The organism is Pseudosulfitobacter koreensis, assembly GCF_024733015.1.
Taxonomy (GTDB): Bacteria; Pseudomonadota; Alphaproteobacteria; order Rhodobacterales; family Rhodobacteraceae; genus Pseudosulfitobacter; species Pseudosulfitobacter koreensis.
Genome location: NZ_JANKJG010000005.1, coordinates 108,893 through 132,005, shown reverse-complemented (window position 1 = coordinate 132,005; position 23,113 = coordinate 108,893). Strand labels below are relative to the sequence as shown.

General features: G+C 62.4%; 24 protein-coding genes. 15 read left to right on the top strand and 9 right to left on the bottom strand.

Features of this window, described 5'->3' with window-relative positions:
• Positions 1–5: 5 nt before the first annotated feature.
• The 3 genes from purM to rnd all read left to right on the top strand — a co-directional run bounded on the left by purM (position 6) and on the right by rnd (position 2,892).
• Positions 6–1,055 carry a phosphoribosylformylglycinamidine cyclo-ligase gene (gene purM / locus NTA49_RS08960; protein ID WP_258294378.1) on the top strand — a complete coding sequence of 350 codons (1,050 nt, stop codon included), beginning with the start codon at positions 6–8 and terminating at the stop codon, positions 1,053–1,055.
• Complete coding sequence (gene purN, locus NTA49_RS08955; RefSeq protein WP_258294377.1) at positions 1,052–1,642, top strand: phosphoribosylglycinamide formyltransferase; 591 nt, start codon at positions 1,052–1,054, stop codon at positions 1,640–1,642. The genes purM and purN overlap by 4 nt, the downstream gene beginning before the upstream one ends.
• A gap of 89 nt (positions 1,643–1,731) precedes the next feature.
• Positions 1,732–2,892, top strand: a complete 1,161-nt coding sequence (gene rnd, locus NTA49_RS08950) for a ribonuclease D (RefSeq protein WP_258294375.1) — start codon at positions 1,732–1,734, stop codon at positions 2,890–2,892.
• A 72-nt stretch (positions 2,893–2,964) separates the two neighbouring features.
• On the opposite strand, the gene NTA49_RS08945 is transcribed toward rnd, so the two are convergent.
• The gene (locus NTA49_RS08945; RefSeq protein WP_258294374.1) at positions 2,965–3,492 is read right to left on the bottom strand and encodes a hypothetical protein; all 528 of its coding nucleotides are present in this window, start codon (positions 3,490–3,492) and stop codon (positions 2,965–2,967) included.
• A gap of 127 nt (positions 3,493–3,619) precedes the next feature.
• On the opposite strand from NTA49_RS08945, the gene NTA49_RS08940 reads away from it, so the two are divergent.
• Positions 3,620–4,027 (top strand): SufE family protein, encoded by a 408-nt coding sequence (locus tag NTA49_RS08940; protein WP_258294373.1) that lies wholly within the window; start codon positions 3,620–3,622, stop codon positions 4,025–4,027.
• 91 nt (positions 4,028–4,118) lie between these two features.
• Here NTA49_RS08940 and NTA49_RS08935 read toward each other — a convergent pair whose 3' ends face one another.
• Complete coding sequence (locus tag NTA49_RS08935; protein WP_258294372.1) at positions 4,119–4,769, bottom strand: DUF1638 domain-containing protein; 651 nt, start codon at positions 4,767–4,769, stop codon at positions 4,119–4,121.
• A gap of 107 nt (positions 4,770–4,876) precedes the next feature.
• Here NTA49_RS08935 and NTA49_RS08930 point away from each other — a divergent pair, with 107 nt between their 5' ends.
• Positions 4,877–5,374, top strand: a complete 498-nt coding sequence (locus tag NTA49_RS08930) for a hypothetical protein (RefSeq protein ID WP_258294371.1) — start codon at positions 4,877–4,879, stop codon at positions 5,372–5,374.
• Here the strand turns inward: NTA49_RS08930 and NTA49_RS08925 are convergent.
• The 3 genes from NTA49_RS08925 to NTA49_RS08915 form a co-directional block, all read right to left on the bottom strand.
• Positions 5,358–5,675 carry a YbjQ family protein gene (locus tag NTA49_RS08925; protein WP_258294370.1) on the bottom strand — a complete coding sequence of 106 codons (318 nt, stop codon included), beginning with the start codon at positions 5,673–5,675 and terminating at the stop codon, positions 5,358–5,360. The genes NTA49_RS08930 and NTA49_RS08925 overlap by 17 nt on opposite strands.
• Complete coding sequence (locus NTA49_RS08920; protein ID WP_258294369.1) at positions 5,676–5,891, bottom strand: hypothetical protein; 216 nt, start codon at positions 5,889–5,891, stop codon at positions 5,676–5,678.
• A gap of 90 nt (positions 5,892–5,981) precedes the next feature.
• On the bottom strand, positions 5,982–6,680 hold the full coding sequence (locus tag NTA49_RS08915) for a corrinoid protein (protein WP_258294368.1): 699 nt from the start codon (positions 6,678–6,680) through the stop codon (positions 5,982–5,984).
• Positions 6,681–6,880: 200 nt separating this feature from the next.
• On the opposite strand from NTA49_RS08915, the gene NTA49_RS08910 reads away from it, so the two are divergent.
• Entirely contained in the window at positions 6,881–7,957 is a 1,077-nt protein-coding gene (locus NTA49_RS08910; protein WP_258294367.1) for a PA0069 family radical SAM protein, read from the top strand.
• Between the two features lie 103 nt (positions 7,958–8,060).
• On the opposite strand, the gene bmt is transcribed toward NTA49_RS08910, so the two are convergent.
• The 3 genes from bmt to NTA49_RS08895 form a co-directional block, all read right to left on the bottom strand.
• Complete coding sequence (gene bmt, locus NTA49_RS08905; protein ID WP_258294366.1) at positions 8,061–9,080, bottom strand: betaine--homocysteine S-methyltransferase; 1,020 nt, start codon at positions 9,078–9,080, stop codon at positions 8,061–8,063.
• Positions 9,081–9,121: 41 nt separating this feature from the next.
• On the bottom strand, positions 9,122–11,014 hold the full coding sequence (locus NTA49_RS08900) for a phosphatidylglycerol lysyltransferase domain-containing protein (RefSeq protein ID WP_258294364.1): 1,893 nt from the start codon (positions 11,012–11,014) through the stop codon (positions 9,122–9,124).
• A gap of 145 nt (positions 11,015–11,159) precedes the next feature.
• Positions 11,160–11,486 carry a DUF1476 domain-containing protein gene (locus NTA49_RS08895; protein WP_258294363.1) on the bottom strand — a complete coding sequence of 109 codons (327 nt, stop codon included), beginning with the start codon at positions 11,484–11,486 and terminating at the stop codon, positions 11,160–11,162.
• Between the two features lie 187 nt (positions 11,487–11,673).
• On the opposite strand from NTA49_RS08895, the gene purC reads away from it, so the two are divergent.
• The 8 genes from purC (at position 11,674) to NTA49_RS08855 (ending at position 21,933) form a co-directional block, all read left to right on the top strand.
• The gene (gene purC, locus NTA49_RS08890; RefSeq protein WP_258294362.1) at positions 11,674–12,435 is read left to right on the top strand and encodes a phosphoribosylaminoimidazolesuccinocarboxamide synthase; all 762 of its coding nucleotides are present in this window, start codon (positions 11,674–11,676) and stop codon (positions 12,433–12,435) included.
• A gap of 65 nt (positions 12,436–12,500) precedes the next feature.
• Positions 12,501–12,731, top strand: coding sequence for a phosphoribosylformylglycinamidine synthase subunit PurS (gene purS, locus NTA49_RS08885; protein ID WP_258294361.1), 231 nt, complete (start codon positions 12,501–12,503; stop codon positions 12,729–12,731).
• 33 nt (positions 12,732–12,764) lie between these two features.
• Positions 12,765–13,433 (top strand): phosphoribosylformylglycinamidine synthase subunit PurQ, encoded by a 669-nt coding sequence (gene purQ / locus NTA49_RS08880; RefSeq protein ID WP_258294360.1) that lies wholly within the window; start codon positions 12,765–12,767, stop codon positions 13,431–13,433.
• Between the two features lie 38 nt (positions 13,434–13,471).
• Entirely contained in the window at positions 13,472–15,241 is a 1,770-nt protein-coding gene (locus NTA49_RS08875) for a sensor histidine kinase (RefSeq protein WP_258294359.1), read from the top strand.
• 3 nt (positions 15,242–15,244) lie between these two features.
• The gene (locus NTA49_RS08870; protein WP_261368224.1) at positions 15,245–16,585 is read left to right on the top strand and encodes a sigma-54-dependent transcriptional regulator; all 1,341 of its coding nucleotides are present in this window, start codon (positions 15,245–15,247) and stop codon (positions 16,583–16,585) included.
• A 519-nt stretch (positions 16,586–17,104) separates the two neighbouring features.
• A complete protein-coding gene (locus tag NTA49_RS08865) occupies positions 17,105–19,981 on the top strand; it encodes a ribonuclease E/G (RefSeq protein WP_261368223.1) in 2,877 nt (958 codons plus the stop codon).
• A 297-nt stretch (positions 19,982–20,278) separates the two neighbouring features.
• The gene (locus tag NTA49_RS08860) at positions 20,279–21,421 is read left to right on the top strand and encodes a Hint domain-containing protein (RefSeq protein WP_258294356.1); all 1,143 of its coding nucleotides are present in this window, start codon (positions 20,279–20,281) and stop codon (positions 21,419–21,421) included.
• 92 nt (positions 21,422–21,513) lie between these two features.
• On the top strand, positions 21,514–21,933 hold the full coding sequence (locus NTA49_RS08855) for a PRC-barrel domain-containing protein (protein ID WP_258294355.1): 420 nt from the start codon (positions 21,514–21,516) through the stop codon (positions 21,931–21,933).
• A 94-nt stretch (positions 21,934–22,027) separates the two neighbouring features.
• On the opposite strand, the gene NTA49_RS08850 is transcribed toward NTA49_RS08855, so the two are convergent.
• Positions 22,028–22,261, bottom strand: coding sequence for a sulfurtransferase TusA family protein (locus NTA49_RS08850; RefSeq protein ID WP_258294354.1), 234 nt, complete (start codon positions 22,259–22,261; stop codon positions 22,028–22,030).
• Between the two features lie 94 nt (positions 22,262–22,355).
• Here NTA49_RS08850 and NTA49_RS08845 point away from each other — a divergent pair, with 94 nt between their 5' ends.
• Positions 22,356–23,108: a cytochrome c biogenesis CcdA family protein gene (locus NTA49_RS08845; protein ID WP_261368222.1), complete on the top strand. Its 753-nt coding sequence runs from the start codon at positions 22,356–22,358 to the stop codon at positions 23,106–23,108.
• Positions 23,109–23,113 lie beyond the last annotated feature (5 nt).

The following is a 23,113-nucleotide window of genomic DNA, read 5'->3' as shown; positions in this document are numbered from 1 at the left end:
GCGCCATGACCGAGCCGAAAAACGGAATCACCTATGCCGAAGCCGGCGTGGACATCGACGCAGGCAATGCGCTGGTCGAGCGGATAAAACCCGCGGCCAAGAGCACGCAGCGGTCCGGTGTAATGTCGGGACTGGGTGGCTTTGGCGGTCTCTTTGACCTCAAGGCCGCAGGCTTTGCCGATCCGGTGCTGGTGGCCGCGACCGACGGCGTGGGCACCAAGCTGCGCATCGCCATCGACACAGGAAACGTCGATGGCGTGGGCATTGATCTGGTCGCCATGTGCGTCAACGATCTGGTTTGCCAGGGCGCGGAGCCGCTGTTTTTCCTGGATTATTTCGCGACCGGCAAGCTGGAACTGGATCAGGCCGCGCGCATCATCGAAGGGATTGCAGCAGGCTGCAAGGCGTCGGGCTGTGCGCTGATCGGCGGCGAGACGGCAGAGATGCCGGGGATGTATCCGGCGGGCGATTTCGATCTGGCCGGGTTCTCTGTCGGTGCGATGGAGCGGGGGCAGGAACTGCCTGCGGGCATCGCAGAGGGGCAGGTTCTGCTGGGCCTGGCCTCGGACGGTGTGCATTCCAACGGGTTCTCGCTGGTGCGCAAGATTGTCGAGCTTTCGGGGCTGGGCTGGGACGATGCCTGCCCGTGGGGGGACACGACATTGGGTGCCGCGCTGCTGACGCCCACGCGGCTGTACGTGACATCGGTGCTGGAAGCGATCCGTGCGGGCGGCGTGCGGGGTCTTGCGCATATCACCGGCGGCGGTCTGACCGAAAACCTGCCGCGCGTGCTGCCAGAGGGGCTGGCGTGCACGGTCAACCTAGACACCTGGACGCTGCCGCCCGTGTTCCGCTGGCTGGTGGACAATGGTGGGATGGATCAGGGCGAATTGCTGAAAACGTTCAACGCCGGGATCGGCATGGTCATGGTCGTGGATGCAGACGCGGTCGACAGCATCGTGCCGCTGCTCGAGGCGGCGGGCGAGACAGTCTTTACATTGGGTCATGTCGTGGCAGGCGACGGTGCCGTGGCATATTCCGGGACGCTGGTGTGACCAAACGCGTCGCGATTTTCGTCTCGGGGGGCGGGTCGAACATGCGCGCGCTGGTCGCGGACATGGTCGGTGACCATGCGGCGCGGCCCGTCGTCGTGGTGTCGAACAACGCAGGTGCCGGCGGCATCGCCTGGGCCGAGGCGCAGGGCATTGCCACCGAAGTCGTCGATCACCGCCCATACGGTGAAGACCGCGCTGCCTTCGAAGCCGCGCTGGACGCGGCACTGGCCCGACACGCGCCTGACATTATCTGCCTTGCGGGTTTCATGCGGGTGCTGACGGCGGGGTTCGTCAGCCCCTGGGCGGGTCGGATGCTGAACATACACCCCTCGTTGCTGCCGCAATATCGCGGCCTGCACACGCACCGCCGCGCCATCGAAGCGGGCGATGCGACCCACGGCTGCACGGTGCATCTGGTCACGCCGGAACTGGACGATGGCCCGGTTCTGGGACAGGCAACGGTGCCGATCCTGCCCGAAGACACCGCCGACACATTGTCGGCGCGGGTGCTGGAACAGGAACACCGACTGTACCCTGCCGTATTGCGCCGCTTTGCCGCCGGGAATACGCAGCGTCTCGATCTGTAAGTGCTCCACCGTGCTCTCTGGCCTTGCCCTGTCCTTTGGTGTAGGCATCTGAAACCCGCGCGGAACGGACATAAGGTTAAGACCCGACAATGAGAACACTGACGACGACCGAAGAACTGGCAGCCTATTGCGAAGAAGCTGCTAAACACCCTTATGTGACTGTCGACACTGAATTCCTGCGCGAACGCACGTATTATTCCAAACTCTGCCTGGTGCAGCTGGCGATGCCCGGCACCGACGACAGCGGTGCGGTCCTGCTGGACCCGCTGGTCGAGGGGCTGTCGATGGAGCCGCTTTACGAGCTGTTTCGCGACCCGTCCGTGGTCAAGGTGTTCCATGCGGCGCGTCAGGATCTGGAGATCTTCTTTGTCGATGCGGGCGTGTTTCCCGTGCCGCTGTTTGACACACAGGTGGCGGCGATGGTCTGCGGCTTCGGCGAGCAGGTCGGCTACGAGACCCTTGTGCGCAAGATCGCCAAGGCCCCGCTGGACAAGACTTCACGCTTTACCGACTGGTCGCGCCGCCCGCTGACCGATGCGCAAAAGACCTATGCGCTGGCCGATGTGACGCACCTGCGCCAGATCTATGAGTTTCTCGCCGCGCGGCTGGAAGAGACCGGGCGCAGTGCCTGGGTCGAGGAAGAGCTGAAGATCCTGCTGTCACCCGACACCTATACCGTGGCCCCGGACCAAGCATGGAAACGGGTCAAGACCCGCACCAACAGCGCGCGGTTCCTGGGGATTGTGCGCGAACTGGCCGCGTTCCGCGAGGTCTATGCGCAGGAACGCAACATCCCGCGCAACCGCGTCTACAAGGACGATGCGCTGGTCGAGCTGGCCAGCAACAAGCCGCAGACCCTCGAAGAGCTGAACCGCGCGCGCCTTCTGTTGCGCGAAGCGCGGCGGGGCGAGATTGCGGATGGCATCCTGGAGGCGGTCAAGCGCGGCGTGAACATGGACGCGTCCAATCTGCCAAAGCCGGACACCAGCCGCGAAAAGCTGCAGGTGAACCCGGCGCTGGCGGATCTGCTGCGGGTCTTGCTGAAGGCAAAGACCGAAAGCGCAGGGGTCGCGGCCAAGCTGATCGCGCCCGCCGCCGATCTGGATGCCATCGCTGCCGGCATGCGCGATGTGCAGGCCCTGAACGGCTGGCGCAAGGAGGTGTTCGGCAAGGACGCGCTGCGTCTGTGCGAGGGCAAGATCGCCCTTGCGGCAAAGGGTCAGACCGTCAGGGTCGTCGAGCTGGACTGAAACCTGCGCGGGCAGCGCAGGCCGATCTTATTGTTCTTTTTCAATGCGTTAAAGGTCGCCTCTAATCCGCGGTCAGCGGCGCGTCGTCCGTGCGTTGGTGGCACCCACCACGCGGATCGTGGTCACGCCGCGCAACTGCTGTTCCGTCACCGCATGGGCTGCCGTGACGGTGCGTGTCGCCACGGACCCGCCCGCAGGTGCGTTTTCGGGCAGGCGACCCTCAAGACGATAGCTCAGCACGCCGTCGACGGCTTCGTCATCTTCGTTTTCGGGGGTCAGCTGGACCTCGTAGAGACCTTGCGTGGGCGAGATGCCCGAGGCGCGGATGATCGCACCGCCCGGCACACGCTCGACCACAAGATCGGAGACTGTGTCGATGGGCGCGCCCTGATACAGGTTACGCTCGGCGCGGCCGCGCTGGAACAGGCCCACACCGCCCACGGGAATCAGCGGGTTGGTGCTGGCGGCGGGCTCGGCCACGACCGGCTCGGATCGCGAACTGCCGAACCAGTTGAACGGATTGACGCGGCTGTCGCGCACGGCGGCACAGCCCCCGAGGGCGAGGGACGAGATCAGAAGGGCGGAAAGTGTAAGACGCATGTCGGACTGCCTGTTGTTTGGCTTTTGGTAACCCATCGGGGTCTGGTTGAAAAGCATCATGCGCGGGGGGGTGGACCTTTTGCCGGGGGCGACATACCTCCGAGATGTCATCAGAGAGGTGTTTTTCATGGCGCAGGCCGCATTTGAAGAGATTGTTGAAGATTTCGAGTTCCTTGAGGACTGGGAGGATCGCTATCGCTATGTGATCGAACAGGGCAAGGCGATGGACCCGCTGGACGACGCGCTGAAGGTGCCCGCAACTAAGGTCGAAGGCTGCGCAAGCCAGGTCTGGCTGCATCCGCAGATCGACGACGGGGTGTTCCATTTCGAGGGCGAAAGCGACGCGATGATCGTGCGCGGGCTGATTGCGGTTCTGCGCAAGCTTTATAACGGCGTGCCGGTGACGCAGGTGCTGTCGGTCGATGCACGCGCCGAATTGGAGCGTCTGGGGCTGAACGATCATCTGTCGGCACAACGTTCGAACGGGTTGCGCGCGATGATCGAGCGTATTCGCGAAGTGGCGGCCTCAGCGTAGTCTGGGAGTGAGGATGTCGGGGGCCAGCATACCGTGAGAATGCCGGGGGCCAGCCCCCGGGCCCCCTGGGATATTTTAGGCCAGAAGAAGTTCAGAGTTTTGCGAGATGCGTCGCGAGGTCGCCGTAACCGGTGTAGCGACGCTCGAACGCAAGCCCGAGGCGGGCAGCGGCTACGCGGGCCTTTTCGGTCAGGGCCGGGTCGTCGGTCTGGGCTTGGTAGACCAGTTTTTCGTAATTTCCGAAATACATGTCGCGCAGTTGCGGGTGACGGTCGAGGCCCATCGGTTTTATAATGAACGCCTCGAACTGTCGAACGAGGAAATCGGTGAGGTAGAAGGTCGTGATTTCGCTTTCACTTTGGCGCGCAAAGCTTTGGTTTCCTTCGAAGAAACTGTAGCAGTGCGGGCCTGCCACCATCTCGACGCCCATCTCGGCGCAGGCGGCTTGCAAGAGCCCTCCGGTGCCGCAGTCTGCATAGACCACGAAGATGCTGTCGTAGCTGTCGCGGTGCTTCGCGACGGCTTCGCGTACGGCGGCGGTGATCTTTTCGGGGTAGAGGTGGTATTTCGCAGGCAGGCAGGTCAGGTCCAGATGAGTCCAGCCATTGGCCGCCTTGAGGTCGAGGATTTCGCGTGCCAGTGCACCGCAGGCGATCAGCAGAATAGACCCCGTACCCTTCGCCCGCAATCCGGTCTCGGTCAGCTGGTCAAGGTCGGGGAAAGTCTGGCGGCGGTCTGTCACAATTCTAACCAATGCGTGTGGCGTCTGCGGGGATCATTGCCAGTCTGGCACGGAAGCCGCTTAGGTGGATCGGACAGATACGACATTTCACATAAGGATCAGACGAAATGACGACTTATACCACCAAAGCGGGTGTGGACGCCGCCACCTTGGGGCTGATGTTCATATCGGGGTGTTTTGCGACGATGGCCTTCGATCTGTGGGGGCAGGTGATCAGCCCTGCGCTGGGGTTCGCCAACCTGTCGCCGCATGGGCTGGCCAAAAGCCTGTTTGGCGCGCTGGGGCTGCCTAACGGAGATTTTGCGGGCTATTTCATGCATTTCTATCTGGTCGGGCTGATCGGTTATCCGGTGGGCTGGTTGTTCATCTTCAAGCCGCTCTGGACCCGTGTTGTGGGTGCCGATGTGGCTTGGATCGTGCCGGCGGCAATCTACGGCTTTGGCCTCTGGGTCTTTGCCATCGGCGGGATCACCAGCATTGCGGGGTTGCCGTTTTTCCTGAATTTTACCGGCATCACCTGGGTCGCACTGGTGGGGCATGTTCTTTACGGGATCGTGATGGTTGCCGTGATGGTCTGGCTAACCAGATCTAAGGCTTCAGCTTGACCGCCGTGCCATAGGCAAGGATCTCCGACGCGCCTTGGGTGATGGTAGAGGTTTGTATCCGCACCGCGACCACAGCGTCCGCGCCAAGTGCGCGGGCGTCTTCGATCATCCGGTCCAGCGCCTGTTCGCGCGCGCCTGCCAGCAACGAAGAATAGCCCTTGAGCTCGCCGCCGATCACCTGCTTGAGCGAGGCGACGATGTCGGTGCCCACGTGCTTTGACCGCACGGTCGATCCACGCACGATGCCAAGCGTCTCGGCAATCTGGTGGGGGGCTACGGTGTCCGAGGTCGCGATCAGCATTCAGTGGTCCATGTTGTCATAGTGATCCTCGGTCGGGTTGCCGACACGCTCGCGGATCAGGCGGATGAGCACGTAGGCGATCAGGGCGACCGGAAGCAGGGCAACTCCGACTTGTGGCACAGTGAAGGTGGCCAGCACCAGAAGCGCCAGCCAGATGGTCGCACCTGCGGCGGCGATCACGCAGACTATGATCAGAACGAGACGGTCAAGCGGCATGGGCACTCCTTTGAGCTTAATCTGGGGTGCCCTGGTCCGAAATAAAAGCCCCGCCGGATCAGGGCGGGGCTTTTGCCGACGTAAATTCGATCAGGCGTTGGCGCGGTTGTGCTTGCGGCCCATGAAGTCCTTGGCCGTTTCCACAGCGACTGCCGCATCGCGGCAATAGGCGTCCGCACCGATGGCCTTGCCGAATTCCTCGTTCAGGGGCGCACCGCCGACCAGAACGATGTAATCCTCGCGCTTGCCCTGTTCGATCAGCGTGTCGATCACCACCTTCATGTAAGGCATCGTGGTCGTAAGCAGTGCCGACATGCCCAGGATATCGGGACCTTCGGTTTCCAGCGCTTCCAGATAGGCCTCGACCGGGTTGTTGATGCCCAGATCGACGACCTCGAAGCCGGCACCTTCCATCATCATGCCGACGAGGTTTTTGCCGATGTCGTGGATGTCGCCCTTGACCGTACCGATGACCATCTTGCCGACGCGCGGTGCGCCGGTTTCGGCCAGAAGCGGCTTGAGAATGAACATCCCGCCCTTCATCGCGTTGGCGGCCAGCAGCACCTCGGGCACGAAGAGAATGCCATCGCGGAAGTCGGCACCGACGATTGTCATGCCGCCGACCAGCGCCTTGGTCAGGATGTCATATGGTTCCCAGCCACGTTCGAGCAGCAGGTGCACGGCCTCTTCGATCTCTTCCTTGAGACCGTCATAAAGGTCGTCGAACATCTGCTGAACCAGTTCTTCGTCGTCCAGTTCCGACAGGATGATATCGCCTTCGTCTGACATGGTAGATCCTTTATGACAGTGCGCGAAAACCGCGTTTCCCTGTCTTTTGACAGAAAGTCGCAGGGCGACTGTCAAAATTACGACATGCGCAGCGCGAAGTGCGACTTTGGGTGCGCGAAAACGACTTGGAGATCAGGGGCGTGGGCGCGCGGAGGCTTTTGCGCTGGCAGAATGTTCGCCTTATGTTCTATAGTCTTGCCATGTCACGTCAAACCTATGCCATGCGCGCCCTCGGGCGTGGATCGTCCAGCAATCAGGTCAGCCGGTTCGAACGGTTGGACCGGACCGAGGAAGACGACGGTTGGGATGCAGGTGAGCCGCTGCCCCCGCTGCGCACCGAGGTCAGTATCGAAGTGCCGCGCAGCATCATCACCTACAACAAATCGCCCGATCTGCCGTTCGATCGGTCGATCAACGTCTATCGCGGCTGCGAACACGGCTGCGTCTATTGTTTCGCGCGGCCCAGCCACGCTTATCTGGGGATGTCACCAGGGCTGGATTTCGAGACACGGCTGATCGCACGCCCCGATGCGCCGCAGGTGTTGCAGCGCGAGTTGGTAGCGCGGCGGTACAAGGTGGCGCCGATTGCGATGGGGACCAACACCGATCCCTATCAACCGATCGAGCGGGAACACGGCATCACGCGGGCCTGTCTGCAGGTGCTGTCGGATGCGGATCACCCTGTCGCCATCGTCACAAAGGGCACGCTGATCGAGCGTGATATCGACATCCTGTCAGATATGGCACGGCGCGGGTTGGTGCGGGTCGGTATTTCGGTGACCACGCTGGACGCGCGTCTGTCACGTCTGATGGAGCCGCGGGTGCCAGCGCCCAAGCGACGGATTGCGATGATCCGGCGTCTGGCGCAGGCGGGCATTCCGGTGCGGGTGATGGCGTCGCCGATGATCCCGGCGCTGACCGATCCCGAGCTTGAGGCCATATTGGCGGCAGGCAAGGATGCGGGCGCGCGCAGTGCCAGCTGGATCATGCTGCGCCTGCCGCGTGAGGTCTCGCCGCTGGTGCAGGAGTGGCTGGCGCAAAATTACCCGGACCGGGCAGCGCGGATCATGGCGCGGTTGCGCGAAATGCATGGCGGCGCGGAATATGACGCGGCCTGGGGGCGGCGGATGCGGGGCACCGGGCCTTATGCAGAGATGGTCGCGCAGCGGTTCAATGTGGCGGTGAAACGGCTGGGCTTGCAGACTGCCGGAACACCGATGCGCTGCGATCTGTTCCGGCCCCCGGTGTTGCCGGGCGCGCAGATGTCGTTGTTCTAGAGCGCCCCACCTTAAACTTGAATCGCTTGTTTGCTGCCTGTCGGCGGCACCTCCAACGCGAAAAGCGATCATCGTGTTTCAGGGTAAAGGCGGGACGCTATAATTACGTTCGGTTGCGGCGGTTCCGGCTGCGCCGTTGCGGCGCGTCGGACTGGTCGCCGGTGCCGTCGTTCTCGGACGAGAACGCGCCCAGTTTGGCGACGATCTCTTCCAGCAGGGGCGCGTCGCCCTTGGGGCGCGTGTCCAGTGCCTCGCGCATGGCGGTCAGGTGCTCGGGCATGGTGCCGCAACAACCGCCGATGATACGCGCGCCGCAGTTGCGCGCCATCACGGCATAATCGGCCATGAGTTCCGGCGTGCCGTCATAGTGGATGTGGCCGTCGTGGTATTTCGGGATGCCCGCATTGCCCTTGGCGATGATCGGACGGTTCGGCCCTGCAGCGACAAAGCCCAGGATCGTGCGCAACAGGTCGGACGATCCGGTGCCGCAGTTGGCACCGAATGCCATCGGTGCGTTTTCCAGCTCCTGCACCAGTTCGACCATGCCTTCGCTGGTCAGGCCCATCATGGTGCGCCCGGCGGTGTCAAAGCTCATGGTGCCGCACCAGTCGAGCCCCGCCAGCGCGAACCCTTCTGCGGCGGCGCGGTATTCCTCGGGGGCCGAGATGGTTTCCAGCCAACCGACATCGGCACCACCTGCCTTCAGCCCGTCGGCGGTTTCGTGAAACATCTCGACGGCGGCGGCGTGGCTCAGCGTGCCCACGGGCTGCATGATCTCGCCCGTGGGGCCGACCGAGCCTGCGACCACGACGGGGCGGCCTGCGGTGTCAGCCACTTCGCGGGCAATCTCGGCCGAGATGCGCGACAGCGCGTGCGCGCGTTTGGCGGCCCCGTGCAATTTCAGGCGCGAGGCATTTGCTCCGAAGGAGTTGGTCAGGAAAATATCCGAGCCTGCATCGACCGCGCCGCGATAGAGCTTGGTGATGCGGTCGGGGTGCTCCTCGTTCCACATCTCGGGTGCGTCACCGGACATCAGCCCCATGTTGAACAGGTTGGTGCCCGTGGCCCCATCGGCCAGAAGGGTGTCGTGTGTTTCCAGCAGTTTGCTGAGCATATTGGTCATGTCGCAGGGCCTTCCTCGCGCGGGCGTGATCGTTGTATCTCTCACGAAGCACGGCGCGAGGCTAGCTCATAATTTTCATCTTGCTCATGAAGCGGACGCGCAGATGGGTACGAAGTCAGAGGCGCGGGATGGTGCACGGCGCGGGCGATGTCGGCCAGCGCCAGCGTCAGCGCAGTCCAGTTCGGAGCGGCGGCATAGCGCGGCTGCCACTGCGGGGCGAAACCCGATTTGAACTGTCTCAACCCCGCGCCGCCGCCAAAGGTGACCATTTGCGCGCCCAACCAGCGCCAGAACCTGTTGCCGGGATCGGCGCAGGCGGGGATCGCGGCCAGGTTGACCCTGCCCACGCCCTCGGCTCTGGCGGTACTGATCGCCGCATCGACCAGCGCGAACATCGAGCCATCCGGCAGATCATCGCCGTGGCGCACCAGATCCAGACACCATTCATGTGCGCCTGCATGAAAGGTGGCGAAGGCCACAAGCCGACCGTTCAGGTGCGCAAGCATGCAACGCTGGTCGGTGACATAGCGCACTTCGAACTGCCCCATGGTGCCGCCGCGGGCGCGCCCGTGGCTGCTTTGCCATTCAGCGTCGATACGGGTCATTTCCGCAATCGGCAGGAGCGAGGTCTGGGTAACCACAACACCCGCCTTTTGTGCTGTGCGCAGCTTGCGGCGCAACCGGCGATAGAGCGGGCGGTCGGTGTCGAAGTCTGCCGTGGATATGACGGCATCATCGGCGATGTGCATCACAGCCCAACCCGCCTTGCGTGCCTGTGCCGCCGTGCGCGCGCTGCATTTGTACCACAGCGGAATGCGGCTTTGGCTTCGGGCGAGGTGTTGCAACGCGCTCAGTGTGTGCGGTGTGCAGCCTGCCTGAGGATCGCAAAGGCCCGTCAGGGTCTGTCCGGTCTTCCATGCGACAAGTGTCGATGCCCCGCAGACGAATGCCTGCGCCCCGTTCTGACGCATCACGCCCACTTCGGCGCGATAGGCGGTGCGCGGATCGAAGGCGGCGGGCGCGGGCAAATTCGCTTGCGTGTTCCGCAAGGGGCGCATCATCGCGGCTGCGGCCAGCAGCGCGGGTAGGGCGTAGTAGACGATGCGAAAGGCCACGATACTTCCCAGCACGTCGGATGCAGGCAGATGCGGCAACAGCCCCAGCATCATAAGCTCGAAAGGGCCAACACCGCCCGGCGTGTTCGAGATCAGCGCAGAGCCGAGCGCCAGCAGGAACAGCGGCAGGAATTGCGCGACGGTAACGCCGGCATCGGCGGGCAGCACCACGTAAAGCGCGCCCGCAGCACAAAGCGTGTCGATCAGCGTCCAGAGCATGATCGCGGCAGAGGCGGGCAGGGTGGGCAGATGCACGGTTTTGCCCCAAAGCCGCAGAACCGGAAACAGGAATTGCAGCACCGACGCAACCGCAGCCAATGTCAGAACCGCGATTGCAGGCCACAGGGTCCAGCCCGGAGACGGCAGCAGAAGGCAGGCCATCGCCGTCACCACCGCCCAACCACCCAGAAACGAGACCGAAACGAAGGCACTGAGCCGAAACGCCTGGGCAAGTGTCAAATCCGGCAGAAGGCGCCAGCGGGCCAATGCACCGGTCAACACGCCCATGCCAAGGGTCTGCGCAAGCGCAATTGACACGGTGCCCGCGAGGCGCGCGGGCCGGTCACGCACGCCGGTTTGCAGATGGCGGTGCCCCACGCCGTCATAACGCCCGACAGCCCAGAGGCTGGCAATGCTCAGACCCAGCGCCTGCAGCCAGACCAGCGGCGTCACCTGCACCACATAGGCCCAGACCGCACTGCTTGTTCCAGGTTCAAGCCGCGCTGCCAGCGCCCAAAGGCAGATGACCAGCACAAGCGTCGGCACCGGTGCCCGCAGCGCGCACCGCAAAAGCGCGTTCGTATTCAATAATTGCGCCATGACGCCTGCTCCCCCGACTACACCCGACCGAAGGCCTAAAGTGCAGGGACTGAGAAGCGCGTTAACAGCAGACAAGAAAACGGCGCGCAAAGCGGGATGCGCGCCGGATTAATCCAACAGGTTTGAAACAAACCGGATTTGCGGATCAGCTGTCTTTCTTGACCTCGACCAGAAGCTGCGCCTTGGCCTCGGCCATCAGCTGGATCATCTTGGTGCGGATCGTGACCTCGTCTGCCTTGTCGCCAAGATCGCCCGAAACCTTGCGATAGACGTCCTCGTCGCCTGCTTCTTCAAAGTCGGATTTAACCACTTCAACGGCGTAGGCCTTGGCGTCGTCGCCGGTCTTGCCCATCAGGTCCGCCGCCCAGAGGCCCAGAAGTTTGTTCCGGCGAGCTTCGGCCTTGAACTGCATTTCCGCGTCATGCGCGTATCTGGATTCAAAGGCGTTTTCGCGGTCGTCGAATGAGCTCATGGTGTTTCCTTTGGAATTTAGCGCCAGGTTGATCGTCTTGATAGGGAATATGCGGTGTGTCGGATGGGCATACAAGTCCCCTGATGCGCCCCGGATTGCCTCTGTTCCTTGCGGCACTGCGCCCCTTGCACTAAGAGAACGCTAACCTGACAGGGACTCGGCCCCGTCAGCACCAAGGGGAACGTGAATGGCGCGGCGCAAAAAGATTTACGAAGGCAAAGCCAAGATCCTGTATGAAGGCCCCGAGCCGGGCACGATCGTGCAGTATTTCAAGGACGACGCCACCGCGTTCAACGCGCAGAAAAAGGACGTGATCGAAGGCAAGGGCGTGTTGAACAACCGTCTGAGCGAATATTTCATGACCGGCCTCGCGCAGATCGGCGTGCCGACGCATTTCATCAAGCGGATCAACATGCGCGAACAGCTGTGCCGCTCCTGCGAGATCATTCCGCTGGAAATCATCGTGCGCAACTATGCGGCGGGCTCGATGAGCACCCGTCTGGGCATCGAAGAGGGCACGCAGCTGCCGCGTCCCATCGTCGAATATTGCTACAAGGACGACGCCCTGGGTGATCCGCTTGTCACCGAGGAATATATCGCGGCCTTCGGCTGGGCCAGCCAGCAGGACATGGACGATATCCTCAGCCTCGCGCTGCGGGTCAATGATTACCTGTCCGGCGTGATGTTTGCCGTCGGCATCAAGCTGGTCGACTTCAAGATCGAGGTCGGGCGCGTCTACGACGGCGATTTCCAGCGTCTGATTGTCGCCGATGAGATCAGCCCGGACTCGTGCCGTCTGTGGGACATGGAAACCGGTCAGAAGCTGGACAAGGACGTGTTCCGCCGCGATCTGGGCAACCTGGCCGATGCATATACAGAAGTGGCGCGGCGTCTGGGCGTTCTGCCCAAGAACGCATCGCCCATCACCAAGCCGACGCTGATCAACTGAGATCGGCGGCGGTGACCGACCACGAAGACAGCGAACGACACGATAGCGAAAAGGACCACGGCGCGATGAAAGCTCGGGTACATGTGATGTTGAAAAACGGGGTTCTGGACCCGCAGGGCGAGGCCGTGCGCCACGCATTGGGCGCGCTTGGCTTTGCGGGCGTGAACGGCGTGCGTCAGGGCAAGGTAATCGAGCTGGACCTGGCCGAGGGTGCCACCGAGGCAGACGTGACGGCCATGTGCGAAAAGCTGCTGGCGAACACGGTGATCGAATCCTATTCGGTCGAAATCGGCTAAGGCGCTTCTGCGCCCGCGACAAGGAATACCTCCATGAAAGCTGCTGTCATCGTTTTCCCCGGATCGAACTGCGACCGCGATCTGGCTGTCGCCTTCGAGGCGGCGGGCGCGGATGTGCAAATGGTCTGGCACAAGGACACCGAATTGCCCCGCGACATCGACATCGTCGGTGTGCCGGGCGGGTTTTCGTTCGGCGACTACCTGCGCTGCGGCGCTATCGCTGCCAACTCGCCGATCTGCAATTCGCTCAAGGCACATACGGATCGCGGCGGCTATGCCATCGGGATCTGCAACGGCTTTCAGGTGCTGGCCGAGACCGGCATCCTGCCCGGCGCGCTGCTGCGCAATGCGGGGCTGAAATACATCTGCAAGACTATCGGCCTGAAGGTCGTGACCTCCGACAGCGCGTTTACACAAGGGTATAACGCGGGCGACGAGATCAGAATTCCGATTGCCCACCATGATGGCAATTACTACGCCGATGACGCCACCATCGCAGCCCTGCACGATCAGGACCGGATTGCCTTTACCTATACCGAGAACCCCAACGGGGCGGCCAAGGACATCGCGGGCATCCTGTCGGAAAACCGGCGTGTGCTGGGCATGATGCCCCACCCCGAACGGGCGGCAGATGCGGGGCATGGCGGCACCGACGGGGCGGCGCTTTTCCGCGCGTTGATGGGCGCGCTGACACCGGCGTGACTTGAGCGCGGGGCGCCGATGCGCTTAAGGTGCGCGCTATGCAGGGTCAGGGCGTTTTCAGCAACAACAAGGCGATCAGCTGGCGCGTCCGCGTTGCCTTGGGGCTGTTGTTCGTGCTGGCGCTGTGCACCGTATGGTTCACCAACAACCTGCTGACCGACCGGTTTACCCAGACCACGCGCAACCGGGCCGAGCTGCGGCTGGCGCTCTATTCCGGCAACCTTCTGTCGGAACTGCGCCAGAACGCCATCGTGCCGCAACTGCTGGCGCGCGACCCGTCGCTGATCGGCGCGTTGAATTCACAGGATTATTCGCAGTCGACGCAACGGTTGATTTCCTTTGTCGAGGAAATTGGGGCTGCCTCCCTGATGCTGCTGGACAGCGACGGGCGCACCGTGGCCGCGACTGACCGTAACCGGTTGGGATCGTCGCACCGCAACGCGCAGTATTTCGTTGATGCAATGCGCGCGGCGGGCACGATCTTTGCGGTGATTCCGCGCGAAAGCGGCGGGTATTCCTTTACCTATTCGCGGCGCGTCCAATCGGGCGGTGACGTGCTGGGCGTGATCGCGGTCGAGGTTGATCTGCAAAAGTTTGAACGGGCCTGGGCCGGGATTTCCGACGCGGTTCTGGTCACCGACAGCACCGGCGCGATCATCCTTGCGACCGAACCGCGCTGGCGGGGCCGGACCGAGGCAGAAGCCCTGGCCCGCCAGACCCCGCAAAGCGCCATCGAGCGCGCCATTCAGGCCACCGCCGACTGGACCGCGCTGCCGCCGGATGCCTACATCCAGGGCGAGGGCGTAATGCGTCTGGAAACCCGTATTCCGTTCCGCGGCTGGCGCATGGCGTCGTTCACCACCTATGCCTCGGTGCGCGAGCGCGTGAATGGTGTTCTGGCGCTGGAGATCATGGGATTTGCGATTCTGCTGGCCGTGGCGTTCTATTTCCTGTCGCGGCGCACGGCGTTTCGCATGGCCTTGTTCCAACGCGAGTCGGCAGAGCTTCGCGCATTGAACGCACGCTTGCAGCGGGAAATCGCCGAACGCGAGCGTGTTCAGGAAACCCTTGCAGTGGCCGAACAGACGCTGGAACAATCCAGCAAGCTGGCCGCCTTGGGCGAAATGTCGGCTGCCGTCAGCCACGAGCTGAACCAGCCGCTAGCCGCGATGAAGACCTATCTGGCCGGCGCGCGTCTGCTGCTGACCCGCAACCGCAAGGACGAAGCGCTGTCGTCCTTTGGCCGCATTGACGATCTGATCGAACGAATGGGCGCGATCACCCGGCAGTTGAAATCCTATGCGCGCAAGGGCGCCGACGCGCTTTCGCCTGTGGATATGGGCGCAGCACTGGCATCAAGCCTCTCGATGATGGAGCCGCAGCTGCGCCAGCGGCAAGTTCAGATCACCCGCATCCTGCCTGATGAGCCGGTTTTCGTGATGGGCGACCGGATGCGGATCGAACAAGTTATGGTCAACCTCTTGCGCAATGCCATCGACGCCACCAGATCGGAACGGAACCCGCAGGTGGATATTATCCTGTCCGCGGGTCAGACTGCGACATTGACGGTACGCGACAACGGCCCCGGCATCGAGGATCTGGACGCCTTGTTCGAACCTTTCTACACGACCAAACAGCCCGGAGACGGGGTAGGGCTCGGCCTTGCCATTTCCTCGGGGATCGTCAACGACCTGGGCGGAAGACTGACGGCACGCAACGGCCAGGGGGGCGGTGCCGTGTTCGAAATGCAACTTCCTGTCCTTTCGCGCGTTGATGACGAAAGCAATAACAGCCAAGCGGCGGAGTAAAGAATGACCCAAGCCATGAAGATAGCGATTGTCGACGACGAACAAGATATGCGGCAGTCCATCAGCCAGTGGCTGGCGCTGTCGGGTTATGACACCGAAACCTTTGCCTGCGCCGAGGATGCGCTGAAGGTTCTGGGGCCGGATTATCCCGGTATCGTCATCTCGGACATCAAGATGCCGGGCATGGACGGGATGCAGTTTCTCAAGAAGCTGATGGGCAACGACAGCGCGCTTCCCGTCATCATGATCACCGGCCACGGCGATGTGCCGATGGCGGTCGAGGCGATGCGCGTGGGCGCGTTCGATTTCCTTGAGAAGCCGTTCAACCCAGACCGGATGAGCGAGCTTGCCAAGAAAGCCACCGGCGCGCGCCGTCTGGTGATGGACAACCGCGCCTTGCGCCGCGAGCTGTCGGACGGCAGCCAGCTGATGAAAAAGCTGATCGGGCAGAGCCCGGTGATGGATCGTCTGCGCGAGGACATCCTCGATCTGGGGCAGGCCGATGGCCACGTGCTGATCGACGGCGAGACCGGCACCGGCAAGACGCTGGTGGCCCACGCATTGCACGCGGTCGGCAGCCGCGCTGGCAAGAAGTTTGTGTTGGTCAGCTGCTCCGCGTTGGAAGAGGAAGCGCTGGCCAAACGCCTGTTCGGCCCGATGCAGCCCGAGGACGCGCAACTGCCCGCCATCGAAGAGGCGCGCGGCGGCACGCTGGTTCTGGAAGACATCGAAGCGCTGAGCGAGCCGCAGCAGGCACGTCTGCTAAGCGCCATCAACGATCAGGGCACCCCGGCCGAGACCCGCATCGTGGGCATCTGCAACATGCAAGAGGCCGGTCGCACCTGCGAGGACGCGCTGCGCCCCGATCTGTTCTATCGCTTAGCGGCGTTGCGCATCACCGTGCCACCGTTGCGCCAGCGCGGCGAGGATATCCTGACGCTGTTCACCCGGCTGAGCGAACAGTTCGCAGATGAATACGGCTGCGAAGCGCCGAACGTCAGCGCGCAGGAGGCGGCACAGCTGCTGCAAGCGCCCTGGCCGGGAAACGTGCGCCAGCTGATCAACATCGCGGAACGCGCGGTGCTGCAGTCGCGTCGCGGCACGGGCACCATCGCGTCGCTGCTGATGTCCGATCACGAGGAAATGCAGCCAGTGATGACCACCGAAGGCAAGCCGCTGAAAGAATACGTCGAGGCGTTCGAGCGGATGCTGATCGACAACACCATGCGCCGCCACAAGGGGTCGATCGCGTCGGTGATGGACGAATTGTGCCTGCCGCGCCGGACCCTGAACGAGAAGATGGCCAAATACGCACTGCAGCGGTCAGACTACCTGCAGAACTAAGCTTTGTGCGGGCGTGCTGTGCCGCAATTTCGGGCATGACCCCGTTTCAACCATATGGTGCAGTGGCCCCGCAGGCCGCTGCACCTTTGCATTCCGCCCCTGAAACCGCGATTGCAGTGCACCTGCGGCAGTTAGCGATTGTAATAGCCCAGTGAAAAGCATTAACTAAGGGGCAGGCTTTTGACGTTATCCACACGTCGAGCCTGATGAGAGTTTCGCTGTAACGGCGTTTGGCGGAGAGACCTCCCCGACCCGGAACAGACCGATTGGGCCGGAAACGGCTGTGAGATGCCGGCGGTATGAGTGTTCATATGCGCAGCTTTTGAATGGATGCGCAGGGCGAAACGCTTTTGCGTGTCGGAGAAGAACCGCGATGACGCGCGCACTTGCCAAGAGCAGTATTGCAGCAGGCCCCAGGGGCCGGTGCTGCCGCGCGTCGCTATTCGCCTTAAATAGACACGTCTCCAGAGCCGCCGCACCCCCGGGTGATGTGGCGCTGCGCACGTGCAAACGGACAATATGCCTAAGAAAATGCTTATCGATGCCACCCACGCCGAGGAAACGCGCGTTGTGGTGGTCGACGGAAACAAGGTTGAGGAATTCGATTTTGAATCTGAAAACAAACGCCAGCTTGCCGGTAACATCTATCTCGCCAAGGTAACGCGGGTCGAACCGTCGCTTCAGGCGGCGTTCGTGGATTACGGCGGCAATCGCCACGGCTTTCTGGCGTTCTCGGAAATTCACCCCGATTACTACCAGATCCCCGTCGCCGACCGAGAGGCGCTGATGGAGGAAGAGCGCGCGTTCGCAGAGGCGCAGCGCGCCAAGGACGACGAGGACGAGAAGCCCAAGCGGGTTTCGCGGTCGCGTTCGCGCAGCCGGTCCAGATCGCAAGCCGAAGACACCAACAGTGACGATGCCGTGACATCCTCGGACGAGGTGGGCGGCATGGAAACCATCGATCTGTCGGACGAAGACGACATTGTCGACGAAGGCTCTTCGCCGATGGAAACCGTGCGCGATACGCCGGTGGAAACCCCTGCGTCGGACGACGATCACGACCACGATCACAATGACGATGCGGATGAAGACACCGCAGCCGATGCCGCCGACAAGGATGACAGCATCGAATCCGTCGCGGACGAAGACGACAGCGATGATATCCGCCCGGCGCGCAAACCGCGCCCGAAACGCTACAAGATCCAGGAAGTCATCAAGGTGCGCCAGATCCTTCTGGTGCAGGTTGTAAAGGAAGAGCGCGGCAACAAGGGTGCTGCGCTGACCACATACCTTTCGCTGGCCGGCCGCTATTGCGTTTTGATGCCCAACACGGCCCGTGGCGGTGGCATCAGCCGCAAGATCACCAATGCCATAGACCGCAAGAAGCTGAAAGAAATCGCCAACGAGATCGAAGTGCCCCGTGGTGCCGGCCTGATCGTGCGCACCGCCGGTGCCAAACGCACGAAGGCCGAGATCAAGCGCGACTACGAGTATCTGCAACGGATGTGGGAACAGATCCGCGAGCTGACGCTGAAATCCATCGCGCCAGCAAAGATCTATGAAGAGGGCGACCTGATCAAACGGTCGATCCGCGATCTTTACAACCGCGATATCGACGAGGTTTTCGTCGAGGGCGAGCGCGGCTACCGCATCGCCAAGGACTTCATGAAGATGATCATGCCGTCCCACGCCAAGAACGTGAAGCGCTACGAAGACAGCCTGCCGCTGTTCGCCCGCTATCAGGTCGAAAGCTATCTCGCGGGCATGTTCAACCCCACTGTTCAACTGCCCTCGGGCGGCTACATCGTGATCGGCGTGACCGAAGCGCTGGTGGCCATCGACGTGAACTCTGGCCGTGCCACCAAGGAAGGCTCGATCGAGCAGACCGCGACCAAGACCAACCTTGAGGCTGCCGCCGAAGTGGCACGCCAGTTGCGTCTGCGTGACCTTGCGGGCCTGATAGTCATCGACTTTATCGACATGGACGAGCGCAAGAACAACGCGGCCGTCGAAAAGATGATGAAGGACAAGCTGAAGACCGACCGCGCACGCATTCAGGTGGGCCGCATTTCAGGCTTTGGCCTGATGGAAATGTCGCGTCAGCGTCTGCGCCCCGGTATGATCGAGGCGACGACACAGCCCTGTCAGGCGTGCCACGGCACCGGTCTGATCCGGTCGGACGACAACCTTGCGCTGTCGATCCTGCGCCAGATCGAGGAAGAGGGCACCCGCGGACGGTCGCGCGAAGTGCTGGTGAAATGCCCGGTCGGCATCTCGAACTTCCTGATGAACCAGAAACGCGAGCACATCGCACAGATCGAAGTGCGCTATGGCCTGTCGGTGCGGATCGAAGGGGACCCTTCGCTCGTCAGCCCCGATTTCAACATCGAAAAGTTCAAGACCGCCACGCGCGCGATCACTGCTGCGACACAGGTGGTTTCGGTTGACACTTCGATCATGGACCAGATCGACGAGGCCGATGCGCGCGCCGCTGATGCCGCCGAAGCCGCTGATATCGCAGCCGAAGCCGCGCAAGAGGCCAAAGCCTCGCAGCATCAGCAACCGGAACAGTCCGCACCCGCGCATCCCGCTGCGGAAGAGGGCGATGACGGAGAGGCCAAACCGAAACGGCGCCGTCGGCGTCGGCGTCGGCGGAGCAAATCCTCGACGGGCGAGGATCAGAACGGCGAGAACGGCGAGAACAACAGCGACGCCAACGCCAATGCGGCTGACCCTGCCGATCAGGACCTGTCCGGTGACGCATCCAAGGCCGAAAGCGGTTCAGACGCCGCTGAAGCCAAGCCCGAGGGCGCAGCCGCACCCAAGAAGGCTCCGGCCAAGCGCCGGTCGCGCAGCCCTGCCAAGAAAGCGGAACCTGCCGCCGAGGACGCGGATACACCGGCTGCCGAGGATGGCGATGCCGATGCACCCGCCAAGCCCAAGGTGACGCGCACCCGTTCGACACGTGCCAAACCGGCCAAGGCGGCACCCGCCGCTGTAGCTGAAGGTGCGACAGAGGCGGATGCGACCACCCAGGCCGAAGCGCCCGCGCCAAAGCCCAAGCCCAAGCGCACGCGGACCTCTGCCAAAGCCAAGGCCGAGGCGAAAGCCGCCGCCGAAGCGGAAGCAGCAGCAGCGGAAGCGCCCGAGGTTGCTACGCCAACGGACGCCCCGGCAGAAACCTCTGCCGCCGAAGCGCCTGTCTCTGAAGCACCCGTGTCGGATGCGCCCGTGTCCGATACGCCGTCTGAACAGCCTGCCGAAGCGCCGGAGGCACCCGCAGAAGTGGCAGAGGTCAAGACCGAAGCGCCGGCCCCTGCACCGGTTGAGGAAAAGGCCGCGAACGAGGACAAACCCGCCAAACCCAAGCGCAAGGGTTGGTGGTCTCTGGGCTAAGCCTACGAACACCTGACAGAAAAGGGCGTGGCCATCCGGCTGCGCCCTTTTTGCGTCTGGGCAGGGGAACAACAGATCTTTGGCCCGCGACCCAGCACCGCTGACCGCGTGCCGTCTGGCCACAGTCATGCAAATCCTGCGCGGTTTCTGGGTTTAGCGGTTGCCGACAAAAGCAATCCTGAGTAGCTTAACCTTGAGAGCAGCACGCCGCGTTTCACACACAAAAAACAAGGGCATCCAGACCCTTCGTGACCTGCGGCAAGGTTAAAAACGTCAGAGAATTGCAGGTCGCCCGAGATGGCTGAGCGCACAATTTATATTGTCTCGAAAAACGACGTCACGGTCATGCGTGATTACGTCAACCAACGCGTGAACAGCAAGATCATCGACGACGCCAAGAACGGCGATGCGTTTTCGTGGGAAAACCCGCACGACCTGACGCTGACCTTTTCGGGCGACCGCACGGCCTTGACCTTCGAGGATGCGGATGGCGTGCTGAGCGACGATCCGTTTGCGAATGAACGTTTGCAAGATCAGCGACTGACCGAACAGGTCAAGATCGACGGCAAGACCTACAAGCCAACCGACGAGACCGTGCGCTGGAGTGGCAAGGGGCAGGTCAACGTCGAGAATGAATACGAAGTCACGCTTTTTGACGATGCCGGCAACGAATACCGCATGGTCGGCGTGTCGATCACCGAGGGGTACAGCACTTCGGTCGTGGGCGTCACCTTTGACGGGCCGTTTCCACCGCCCGGCACCAGCTTGCATTACATCCAGGGCGTCTCGACCTATAACGGCACCGGGCAGACGCTGGCAATTCCATCCGATCCGGTCTGCTTTTTGGCGGGCACGTTGATCGAAACCCCCGATGGCGCGCGCGCGATCGAGACGTTGAAGGCGGGCATGCGGGTTCTGACGCTGGAAAACGGCACGCAGACGATCCGCTGGACCGGCAGGAACGTGGTTTGTGGGCTAGGCCGGCTGGCTCCGATCTGCATCAGGGCGGGCGCGCTCGACAATGCGCGCGATCTTTACGTCTCGCCCAACCACCGCATCCTGCTGCGCTCAAGCTTTGCCGAGTTGAACTTTGGCCAGGGCGAGGTTCTGGTGCCTGCCAAGGCGCTGGTGAACGGCGTTTCGGTTCTGCGCGTGCCGATGCGGCGCGCCGATTATCTGCACCTGATGCTGGACACGCATGATCTGGTGTTCTCGGAAGGGATCGCCAGCGAAAGCCTGTTTGCAGGGCACGTCGCCGCACACGCGCTGGGACACGACGCGATGGCGGAGCTGGACGAGATTTTTCCCGATCTGCGGCACCTGTCGCAGGTCACCAGCCACATGGGGCTGACCGCGCGCGAAACCCAGTACCTGATGCACCAGGCCTGTCCCGACGCCGTTCAGGCGGTGCGGCTGGGCGCCGGGGTTACGCCACGGTAAGGCCGGATTTCGAAACGGTTTCTCACAATATTGTGGAACAGTTTGGGGCGTCTCTCCGTTTCTTTATCAGCAACGAAGAGAAAGGAAACTCTATGACACGTTTTGGTTCAATCGCACTTGCAGTGACAATGGCAGCCGGTCCCGCACTGGCAGAAACCCACATGGACACAGCCGATCTGATCCGGTCGCGCGACATCACCGGCGGTGACATCTACACGATGAGCACGCCCATGGATGACGCAAGCTGGGACAGCTGGAGCATGAACGAAGTCGGCTCCGACTGGAACGATATCGGTGAGATTGAAGACATCATTCTCAACCGGTCCGGCCAACTGGTCGGCGTGGTCGCGGAAGTCGGCGGTTTTCTCGACATCGGTGACAAGCACGTGATGATCCCCATGGAAGACGTGCGCCTCAGCGCCGTGGATGACCAGAGCTATGTTCTGGTGACACGCAAGACCGAGGAAGAGCTGGAAGCCATGGAAGGCGTCGATGAAGGCTGGTGGGACTAAGTCCTCACATTTCGGACTGACGTCTGAAAGACTAACGGGAAAGGGGGCTCTTACGGGGCCCCTTTTTTCATGTCCTGTGCCATCACTGACGGGCTCAGCGCCCCTTGCGGATGACATAGACCTGCACCGCGCCCTCTACGTCCGCGGACACCAGATCGTGTCCCGCCTCGGCGCAGAAATGCGGCATGTCGATCACGGCGGCGGGGTCGTCTGCCTGCACCGTCAGCGTGTCGCCCACGGCCAGAGGCTGCAATCGCTTGCGCGCCTTGAGAACGGGCAGGGGGCACAAAAGCCCGGTGGCGTCCAGCTTATGAGGATCATCGGTCATGCCGTTGATCTAAGCGGCTTGTTTCAACCTGTCCACAAGGATGTGACCAAAAGGCCCCGTGACGGCGCAGCAACGATGGCCTAAGACCAAGGTCATGTACGGAATGGAAATCATCGACGCCGCCCTGTTACCCGCCATGCTGATCGCGCTGGTGGCTGGCGTCTTCAGTTTCCTCAGCCCCTGCGTGCTGCCGATCGTGCCGCCGTACCTTGCGTATATGAGCGGCGTGACGCTGAACGACATGGACAGCGTGGCGTCCGGGCGCAGACGCGCGGTGGTGGCCGCACTCTTCTTCGTGATGGGGCTAAGCACGGTGTTCCTGCTGCTGGGCTTTACCGCGTCAGCCTTCGGCGCGTTCTTCCTGCAAAATCAGGCCGTGTTTTCCAAGATTTCGGGCGTTGTGGTGATCGTGTTCGGTCTGCATTTCCTGGGGCTGTTCCGCATCCCGTTCCTGGATCAGGAGGCGCGGCTGGATGTCGGCGACCGGGGCGGCTCGTCCTTCGGGGCCTACGTTCTGGGGCTGGCCTTCGCCTTCGGCTGGACGCCCTGCATTGGCCCGCAACTGGGCGCGATCCTGTCGCTGGCCGCGTCCGAGGCATCGGTGACGCGCGGCACGGTCCTGCTGGGCGTCTATGCGGCGGGTCTGGGCATTCCGTTCCTGCTGGCGGCGATGTTCATCACCCGCGCGATGGGCCTGATGAACCGGATCAAACGCCACATGAAGCTGATCGAGCGTGTCATGGGTGCATTGCTGGTCATCGTCGGACTGGCGCTCGTCACCGGAGCGTTCACCTGGTTCAGCTTCTGGCTGTTGGAAACCTTTCCTGTTCTCAGCACTTTAGGCTGATCTGA

Bases quoted from the DNA above. Each gene is read 5' to 3' on its own strand.
- NTA49_RS08845 (WP_261368222.1), top strand. From the start codon at position 22,356: ATGTACGGAATGGAAATCATCGACGCCGCCCTGTTACCCGCCATGCTG.
- NTA49_RS08930 (WP_258294371.1), top strand. From the start codon at position 4,877: ATGACGACTTATACCACCAAAGCGGGTGTGGACGCCGCCACCTTGGGG.
- purS (WP_258294361.1), top strand. From the start codon at position 12,501: ATGAAAGCTCGGGTACATGTGATGTTGAAAAACGGGGTTCTGGACCCG.
- purM (WP_258294378.1), top strand. From the start codon at position 6: ATGACCGAGCCGAAAAACGGAATCACCTATGCCGAAGCCGGCGTGGAC.
- purC (WP_258294362.1), top strand. From the start codon at position 11,674: ATGGCGCGGCGCAAAAAGATTTACGAAGGCAAAGCCAAGATCCTGTAT.
- NTA49_RS08895 (WP_258294363.1), bottom strand. From the start codon at position 11,486: ATGAGCTCATTCGACGACCGCGAAAACGCCTTTGAATCCAGATACGCG.
- NTA49_RS08870 (WP_261368224.1), top strand. From the start codon at position 15,245: ATGACCCAAGCCATGAAGATAGCGATTGTCGACGACGAACAAGATATG.
- NTA49_RS08900 (WP_258294364.1), bottom strand. From the start codon at position 11,014: ATGGCGCAATTATTGAATACGAACGCGCTTTTGCGGTGCGCGCTGCGG.
- NTA49_RS08915 (WP_258294368.1), bottom strand. From the start codon at position 6,680: ATGTCAGACGAAGGCGATATCATCCTGTCGGAACTGGACGACGAAGAA.
- NTA49_RS08920 (WP_258294369.1), bottom strand. From the start codon at position 5,891: ATGCCGCTTGACCGTCTCGTTCTGATCATAGTCTGCGTGATCGCCGCC.
- NTA49_RS08860 (WP_258294356.1), top strand. From the start codon at position 20,279: ATGGCTGAGCGCACAATTTATATTGTCTCGAAAAACGACGTCACGGTC.
- rnd (WP_258294375.1), top strand. From the start codon at position 1,732: ATGAGAACACTGACGACGACCGAAGAACTGGCAGCCTATTGCGAAGAA.
- NTA49_RS08940 (WP_258294373.1), top strand. From the start codon at position 3,620: ATGGCGCAGGCCGCATTTGAAGAGATTGTTGAAGATTTCGAGTTCCTT.
- NTA49_RS08850 (WP_258294354.1), bottom strand. From the start codon at position 22,261: ATGACCGATGATCCTCATAAGCTGGACGCCACCGGGCTTTTGTGCCCC.
- NTA49_RS08945 (WP_258294374.1), bottom strand. From the start codon at position 3,492: ATGCGTCTTACACTTTCCGCCCTTCTGATCTCGTCCCTCGCCCTCGGG.
- NTA49_RS08910 (WP_258294367.1), top strand. From the start codon at position 6,881: ATGTCACGTCAAACCTATGCCATGCGCGCCCTCGGGCGTGGATCGTCC.
- NTA49_RS08855 (WP_258294355.1), top strand. From the start codon at position 21,514: ATGACACGTTTTGGTTCAATCGCACTTGCAGTGACAATGGCAGCCGGT.
- bmt (WP_258294366.1), bottom strand. From the start codon at position 9,080: ATGACCAATATGCTCAGCAAACTGCTGGAAACACACGACACCCTTCTG.
- NTA49_RS08925 (WP_258294370.1), bottom strand. From the start codon at position 5,675: ATGCTGATCGCGACCTCGGACACCGTAGCCCCCCACCAGATTGCCGAG.
- NTA49_RS08865 (WP_261368223.1), top strand. From the start codon at position 17,105: ATGCCTAAGAAAATGCTTATCGATGCCACCCACGCCGAGGAAACGCGC.
- purQ (WP_258294360.1), top strand. From the start codon at position 12,765: ATGAAAGCTGCTGTCATCGTTTTCCCCGGATCGAACTGCGACCGCGAT.
- NTA49_RS08875 (WP_258294359.1), top strand. From the start codon at position 13,472: ATGCAGGGTCAGGGCGTTTTCAGCAACAACAAGGCGATCAGCTGGCGC.